This is a genomic window from Streptomyces sp. GL_141 (assembly GCF_057834385.1).
The window spans coordinates 4150812-4158588 of record NZ_CM174402.1; the positions used below are offsets into that span (position 1 = coordinate 4150812).

Genomic DNA, 7777 nt, shown 5'->3' on the forward strand with positions numbered 1-7777 from the left:
GCCAGGATGCGCGGCATCCCGGAATGGGGCGGACCTGGGCCGACTCCCCGAGCTGGTTCCTGACCGGGCGCGCGAGCGAGGTCTCCGGGCACGACGTGGCCCGCCTGCTGCTGGACCCCGCCCACGGCGCGGACGGCACGGACCACCCGCCACGGACGGACGCCGCCCAGATCGCCACCTTCGTACTGGAGATGGTGATCCTCGCCGACCTGCGCCAGGCCCTGCCCGCGGCCTCCCGGCCCCTCGTCTGCGCCGGCCACGGCCTGGGCGAGTACTCCGCGCTCGTCGCCGCCGGGATCATCGGCTTCGACGAGGGCGTCCGCCTGGTCGCCGCCCGCGGCAAGGCGATGCACGAGGCGTCCGACGCGGTCCCCGGCACCATGGCGGCCGTGCGGGGGCTGTCCCCCGAAGCCCTGGAGCGCGCCGCGGAGTCGGTGCGCGAGGCCGGCGGCCGGGTCTGGGTGGCGCACCTCGACTCGGGCGGGCAGGGCGTCCTGTCGGGCGACCCGGCCTCCGTGGCCCGCTGCCGCACCCTGGCACGGGAGCTGGGGGCCGCCCGGATCCTGCCGGTCCCCCTCGGCGGCGCCTTCCACACCCCGCTGATGGCCGGCGCCGCGGCGGGCCTCTCCACCGCCCTCGCCGCCACGGAGTTCCATCGCGGATCCGCGCCCGTCGTGGCCAACGCGGACGCGCGGCCGCACCACGGCACGGACGGCTGGCCGGGCCTGCTGGAGCGCCAGCTGACCGGCCCGGTGCACTGGGCGGACTCGGTGCGCACGATGGCCGACGGCCTGTACTGCGACATGTTCGTGGAGGTCGGCCCCGGCCGGACCCTCACCGCGCTGGCCCGCGAGAGCGCGCCGCGCGTATCCCGCCTGACCATCTCGGAGCCGGGTCAACTGCCCGCCGTCCCGAGGACCCTCGTACGGAGCGCCGCATGAACACGACCACGACCACGCACCCCCGCACCGACGCGGCCGCGACCACGGCCGCCCGCACCCACTGGGACGCGATCGTCATCGGCTCGGGCATCGGCGGCCTGGTGTGCGCCGCCTACCTCGCGGTCGGCGGCAAGCGGGTCCTGGTCGCCGAACAGGGATCGGTCGCGGGAGGCAACAGCCACGTGTTCCGCAGACGCCGCGCCTACGAGTTCGACGTCGGCGTGCACTACCTCGGCGACTGCGGCCCCGACGGCATCCTGCCCGCCATCCTGGACGGCCTGGGGCTGCGGGGCAGGGTCCCGTACGAGGAGATGGACCCCGACGGCTTCGACCACATCGTGGCCGGGGGCACCACCCTCGACATGCCGGCGGACTGGAAGCGGTACCGCGAGCGGCTCCAGGAGGCCTGCCCCGCGGACGCCGCCGGGATCGGCACCTTCCTGGACGTGGTGGCGGGGCTCGGCGCCGAGCGCCGCGACGCCATCGTCTCCGCGGCGGACCTTCCCATGGCCGAGCTGCAGCGCCTCGCCCCGCAGTCGGTGGCCTGGGGCCGCCGGACGCTGACCGAGCTCTTCCACCACTGCGCGCTCTCCACCCGCGCCCGCACCCTGCTCGCCGCCCAGTCGCCCAACTACGGGATGTCGCCGAACGAGGCGACCGTCGCCACGCACGCCACCCTCGTCGACCACTACGTCCGCGGCGCCTACTACCCGCAGGGCGGCGGGCAGATGCTCGCCTCGGGGCTGCTCGAAGTGATCCGCGCGCACGGCGGGGCCCTGCGGACCCGCGCCAGGGTGACGCGGATCGCGATCGAGGAGGGCCGCACCCGCGGGGTCGAGTTCGCGGACGGGACCGCCGCCACGGCTCCGGTCGTCGTCTCGAACGCCGACTACCGCCGCACCATGCTCGACCTGGTGGGCGAGGACCGGCTGCCCCGGCGCCTGGCCGCCAAGACCAGGGACGCCCGGATGGCGCTGCCCTGGGCCACCGTCTACGTGGCCCTGGACAAGGACATCGAGCGCCACGCCAACGTGTGGTGGTACCGCGGCGAGGACATCGGCCGCTTCTACGCGGACCTCCGCTCCGGCGCCCCGTCCCCCACCACCGACTTCCTCTTCATGTCCTTCGCCTCCGGCAAGGACCACGTCGGCCGCCGCATCTGCCCGCCCGGCCACTCCAACTTCCAGCTGATGACGCTCTGTCCGCCCGGCCTCGACCGCTGGGGCCTCGCCGACGGCCCCGCGGACGGCGGGACGTACCGCGACAACCCGGTGTACCGCAAGGAGAAGGCACGGCTCACCGAGTCCGTCCTGGATGCCGCGGAGGAGGTCCTCGGCCCGTTCCGCCGCCACATCACCCACGTGGAGACCGCGACCCCCCTCACCCAGGAGCGGTACACGCTCTCCACCGGCGGCACCCCCTTCGGCATGGCCCAGTGGGGCGCCACCGGCGCCCGCCCGGACACGGCCACCCTCATCGAGGGCCTGCACATCGCCGGGGCCAACACCCGCTACGGGAACGGCATCACGGGCTCGGCCGTCAGCGGCATCGCCTGCGCCGGCCAGATCCTGGGCCGCCGCCTCATGCACGAGGTGCACACGGGCTCGGTCCTCGGGGACCCCGCGCTGCTCCCGGACCGCGGCGCGGACTGGGACCCCCTGACGGTGTCCCACGGGCCGTCGCCGCGCAGGCCGGCATGAGGCTGAGCGCGGACGAACGCCGGGAAACGGTGCTCCGGGCCGCGATCGCCGAGTTCGCCACCGGCGGCTACCACGGCACCTCGACGGAGGCGATCGCCCGCCGGGTCGGGGTCTCGCAGCCGTACCTGTTCCGGCTGTTCCCGACCAAGCGCGCCCTGTTCCAGGCCGCGGCGGTCCGTTCCTTCGAGCGGACCGCCGCGGTGTACGAGCTGGCCGCCGCCCGGCTGCGGGGCACCGAGGCGCTGGACGCCATGGCCCGCGCCCGCGACCGCCTCCTCGCCGAGGAACCCCTCCCCCTGATGCGGCTCCAGGCCGTCGCCGCAGCGGCGGCCCTGGACGACCGACCCTTCGCCGCCCTCGTCCGCCGCTCCTGGTGCGACCTGTGGGACCTGGTCCACACCGCCTCCGGCGCCGCCCCGGCCGAGGTCACGGCCTTCTTCGCCCACGAAGCCCTGGCCACCGCACGAGCGGCCATGACCCTGCCGGCGCCGTAGACGTGCAGGCCTACGCGGGGATCCCGTGGGCCCAGACGGCTCCGCGCAGCTTTCGGCCTCCGGCACTTGCGGAGGCCCACTGGTTGGTCGTGGCCCCGGGAACCAGGACGCGTACGGCCGTCCAGCCGAGGACGGGGTTGGGCAGTTCGGCCACCAGGACATCCCGGCCGGCCGCGCCCAGCGTCTCCACGAGCGATGCCAACTGCTCGGAGGCGCCGGCGGATTCCGGTCCCGTGGGATCGCCCTCCGGGAGGTGTTCGAGGTAGTCCAGCAGCTCGGACGTCACCTCGGGACGGCACCATGCGTCGAAGGCGTCCGCGAGGGAGAGCTCTCGGCCCCGGTGGGACTGCGCCAGCAGCTGGCGAGCCTCCTCCAGTGCCCGCTCGCGCGCCTCCCGCCAGGTGAGGCCGCTTCCGGTGCCCCGAGCCGCTACCGGCGTGTCCGTCTTACTACTGTCCACGACGAAGGCATGCACCAGGGGGACCGGCGCATCCGGATACACCACGCAGAACGTCTGCTTGTCGTCGAAGACGGCGTCCGGCTCGGCCCGCAGCAGGGTTCCCGGGCGCTGGTGCATGAAGTTCGGGTAGAGAGAATCCCTTTCCAGGACTTCGCGCAGGCCTCGCAGTACCGCTTCGTCGCGTCCGGGGTAGGAGGCGAGTCCCGAGGTGTCGCCCTTGCTCGGCCGGGTGTGGCCCGAGCTCGGCAGGTACGGGAACGCGACCAGGCAGGCCGGGACGTCGTAGGAGTCACCGGATACCAGTGACACGGCCGTGGCCCACTCGATGTCGGGCGAGCCTTCGCACCGGTGAGCCTCATACAGCTCGCCGAAAGCGTGGAAGTCCTCAAGTCCGTATCGCCGCGGGTGCCTTCGCGCTCCGTGGGCGGCGTTCGCCTGCCACGCCGCGAACCGTTCTGCGGTCTCACCGAGGGCGCGCTCGGTGGCCTTGCGTACGGTGGCACCCTTTCCGCTGTTCGACTCGTACTCGGCAGTGCCCACCCCGCACGGGGTCCGGCAGGTCACCACCTGGATCCCCACATCGCCGCTCAGTGGCTCGGTCACGAGATCCTTGACGAGGCCCTTCGCCCAGTTCAGCTCACCCAGCAGGTCCTCGGGCGGCCGGGGCCGCGTCCGGAGACCGGTCCACAAGGCCACCTCCCTCGTTCCGTCGACGAGCACCGCCCCGTCACAGCGGCCGCCGCCCAGGACGGCGGCAACGGCCCGCGCCAGGTCCCGGGGCCCTTCGGGCACTCCGGAGAGCAGCGGGAGCGGACGCTCGCGCATGCCCAGGTCGCGCAGGTATCGATCGGAGGCCCAGACGTCGGTCGCCTCAAGGTAGTCGTCGAGGTGCGATTCCTCGGTGAACAGCGGACCGATGTGTGTGCCGTCGGAGCACTCTCCCGCCCACAGCACCGGCCGTGAGCGCAGCAGTTCCCGCATCCATGCCGAGGGGATCACGGGCTCACGATCAGCGAGAACGAGCACCGGCGTCCGGTCGGATGCACCGAGCTCCTGCGCGTCAGGGAGGACCGACGTGGTCACGATGCCCTGGTGAGCGAGTGCGTCGCGCAACAGCCGCACGTCCGGCCGCCCGACGAGGTCGAGGAGGATCAGGTCGGGAATGCCATGTCCGCGTACCGAGTCGAGAGTGAGGTCGATGAGCGGTTCGGGGACTGCCAGGGTGAAGTCCTGACGGCCGGCGGCCACCAGCGCAGCGCCGGTGACGCCCTCGCGGGTCCCCAGCAATGCCATGCGCGGGCCCACCAGGTACAGCTTCCCGGATCCCTGCGGCATCGGCACGACCCAGGGCGCGAGTGTGAAATGGCTGGTGCGCACTACGGTCGACCCAAGGCCGGGATATTCGGTGTCGGTCATGTTCCCCCCTTGGGATCGCCAGAAATATAAGGCCAGGTAGGCGGCGACACGAGGTGCCGCCGCCTATCCTGAATTCAGCGCACTTTTGCCGGGACTACTACCAGGACTTCGACTGGACCACGATCGAAGGGCCCTCGGTGTCCAGGGTCTCAATCTCGAACTGGTTGTCCTGCATGTCACTACCTCCGGTTTAGGTTTATCTGGGAATACTTGCTCAACTGCGGCGACACAACATGCCACCGCCTACTGCGAGTCCGACGGCTACGAGCCGGCTCTACCAGGACTTCGACTGGACCACGATCGAAGGGCCCTCGGTGTCCAGGGTCTCAATCTCGAACTGGTTGTCCTGCATGTCACTACCTCCGAATTGAATTCCTCCGGAAAGGTTTCTCCTTTCCGGCCGAACAAGAACTACATTAACCACTGATTCCCGCGGCGCAACCCCTTTCCGGGGGGCGATCGAGAATTTCTCGCACATCCGCGGCGCTGCGGCCTATTTGAATTCACGGATACGCCAGATTCTGGTGGTGGCCAGCACGCAGGGGATGAGGACGAAGCCGATGGCGACCAGAACCAAGGCGGTGCGTACGCCGACCGCGTCACCCAGCGATCCGCCCACCAGGGCGCCGACCGGCAGGGCGCCCCAGGTGACCGTTCTCGTGGAGGCGACCATGCGGCCGAGCAGCTCGGGCGGACAGGAGGCCTGCCGCCAGGCACCCGTGATCACGTTGAAGATCGCGATCCCTCCCGCGAGGAAGGCCGCACCGATCGCGAACAGCGAGACCCACCAGCCCGGTTGGGCCAACGGGACGCACAGGCCTCCCACCGGTCCCAGGACCAGGCCGATCCGCACGGCCGTCCCGCTGGACAGCCGTTTGGCGAGACGACTCGCCAGCAGCCCGCCGGCCACGCCCCCGACCCCGGTGAAGGCGAGGAGCAGTCCGAGGACCCCGGTCGGAACATCCAGGACCCGCAAGAGGAAGACGGTCACCAGAGTGTGCTGTGCGGCCACGCAGAAGTTGAGTGCCGCTCCCGTGCCCGTCAGCGCACGCAGCACCGGATCCGCGAAGACGTACCGGAGCCCCTCCCCGATCTGCTCGCGCAGCGGCTGGCGGACTTCCTGTTCCGGTCTTCGCTCCTCCACCGGCAGGGAACGGAGCAGGAGCGCCGAGGCCATGAAGGACACCGTGTCGAGGAGGATCGCCACCGGCGCGGTCAGGGCTTGGACCAGCACCCCGCCGAGCCCCGGGCCGGCCACGGACGTGGTGGCCTGGCTGGTCGCCAGTCGTGCGTTCGCGTCGACGAGGCCCTCGTGCGGGACCAGGCTCGGCAGGTACGCCTGGTAGGCGATGGTGAAGAACACGGTGAGGGCCCCGACGAGCAGGCCCACGACCCACAGCTGGCTCATCGTGAGGATGCCGAGCCACCAGGCCAGCGGAATGCTCGCCAACAGCAGCCCCCGCCCGGCGTCGGTCCACGCCACGACCCGGCGCTTGCTCCATTGGTCCACCCACGCCCCGGCCAGCAGGCCGATCAGCAGCCAGGCACCCTCCTCCGCGGCCACCAGAACGCCCACGTCGGAAGCCGACGCGTTCAGCTGGGTGACGGCGATCACGGGAAGGGCCACCGCAGAAATCTGCGTGCCCGCCATGCTGACGGTGTCGCTCAGCCAGAAACGGTGGAACACCGGCCCGAGCCGGATGACACGGTGCCTCTCGGCGACAGTCGTCATGTCACACCCCAGCCATCCGGCTCTCGGAGAACCGGGGTGCGCCGGGTTCGACAGCCGTCTCGGACTCCGGGGCCGGGGCTGTGAGCGGACCGTCGCGCCACGATATGAGGTGGGCGCAGCACTGGGGAAGCGTCAGGCTGGGGAGCTCTGTCGGGTGCATCACTGTCCCTTTCGGTTGGGTCGGTTCACCAGGTCGGTCGGGCGCCCAGCGGCCCCCGGCGGTGGCCCGGCGGTGGCCGTCAGCGCGGCGCGGACCGTGTCCACGAGCGCGGTCTGCGCGCTGTTCAGGAAGAAGTGGTCGCCGGGCAGGACATGGCGGCTGAAGCCGCCCGTCGTCTGCTCGTGCCAGGAGGCCACCCGGTCGGGCGGCACCTCCCGGTCCTCCGTTCCGGCGAAGGCCACGACGGGGCACCCGAGCGGCGGCTCGGGCCTGTGCACGTACGTTTCGACGACCGAGAAGTCCGCGCGGATCGTCGGCATGAGCAAGGCGAGCAGTTCCGGTTCGGCGTACACCTCCTCCGGGACGGCGCCCAATGCGCGCAGCCTGGCCACCACGACCTCGTCCGGCTGATCGTGGATCCGGTGGAGCCGGCGCGGGAGCTGGGGGGCGGGGCCGGCGGAGACGAAGAGGACGCGCGGCTCGGCGGCGCCGCGTCGGCGCAGCGCCCGGGCCAGCTCGAACGCCAGCAGGGCGCCCATGCTGTGCCCGAAGAGTGCGTAGGGGACGTCGAGTTCGCCCTCCAGCGCGGTGGCGAGCGCCTCGGCGAGCGGCTCGGCCCGTTCGAAGGCGCTCTCGCTCCAGCGGGTCAGCCGGCCGGGCAGTTCGACCGGGCAGACCTCGATGTCGTCCGGGAAGAGGGCGGGCCACGCGGCGTAGGTCGAGGCCCCGCCGCCGGCGTACGGGAGGCAGAAGAGGCGGACGGACGGTGCGGCGGGGCGGGGCGCGCCCACGATCCAGCCGTGGGCGCGCGTCACGCGCAGTGGTGCGGTTCGGTTCACGTTCGGGTCTCCGTCGCTGATCGGCTCAACTGATC

At 72.0% G+C, this 7777-nt stretch carries 6 protein-coding genes; 3 read left to right on the forward strand and 3 right to left on the reverse strand.

The genetic code is table 11. The annotated features are described in order from the left end of the window. The first annotated feature begins 23 nt into the window (after positions 1 to 23). From AC3IX6_RS18130 to AC3IX6_RS18140, 3 genes are read left to right on the forward strand one after another with little or no spacing between them, the layout of a single operon-like run. Complete coding sequence (locus AC3IX6_RS18130; protein WP_489371162.1) at positions 24 to 941, forward strand: ACP S-malonyltransferase; 918 nt, start codon at positions 24 to 26, stop codon at positions 939 to 941. Then, on the forward strand, positions 938 to 2641 hold the full coding sequence (locus AC3IX6_RS18135) for a phytoene desaturase family protein (protein WP_489371163.1): 1704 nt from the start codon (positions 938 to 940) through the stop codon (positions 2639 to 2641). The genes AC3IX6_RS18130 and AC3IX6_RS18135 overlap by 4 nt, the downstream gene beginning before the upstream one ends. Continuing rightward, the gene (locus AC3IX6_RS18140; RefSeq protein ID WP_489371164.1) at positions 2638 to 3135 is read left to right on the forward strand and encodes a TetR/AcrR family transcriptional regulator; all 498 of its coding nucleotides are present in this window, start codon (positions 2638 to 2640) and stop codon (positions 3133 to 3135) included. Before AC3IX6_RS18135 ends, AC3IX6_RS18140 begins: the two co-directional genes overlap by 4 nt. 10 nt (positions 3136 to 3145) lie before the next feature. Here AC3IX6_RS18140 and AC3IX6_RS18145 read toward each other — a convergent pair whose 3' ends face one another. The 3 genes from AC3IX6_RS18145 to AC3IX6_RS18155 form a co-directional block, all read right to left on the reverse strand. Next, the gene (locus AC3IX6_RS18145) at positions 3146 to 5011 is read right to left on the reverse strand and encodes a YcaO-like family protein (protein WP_489371165.1); all 1866 of its coding nucleotides are present in this window, start codon (positions 5009 to 5011) and stop codon (positions 3146 to 3148) included. 493 nt (positions 5012 to 5504) lie between these two features. Continuing rightward, a complete protein-coding gene (locus AC3IX6_RS18150; RefSeq protein WP_489371166.1) occupies positions 5505 to 6743 on the reverse strand; it encodes an MFS transporter in 1239 nt (412 codons plus the stop codon). Positions 6744 to 6902: 159 nt separating this feature from the next. Beyond that, the gene (locus tag AC3IX6_RS18155; protein ID WP_489371167.1) at positions 6903 to 7742 is read right to left on the reverse strand and encodes a thioesterase II family protein; all 840 of its coding nucleotides are present in this window, start codon (positions 7740 to 7742) and stop codon (positions 6903 to 6905) included. Between the last annotated feature and the right edge of the window lie 35 nt (positions 7743 to 7777).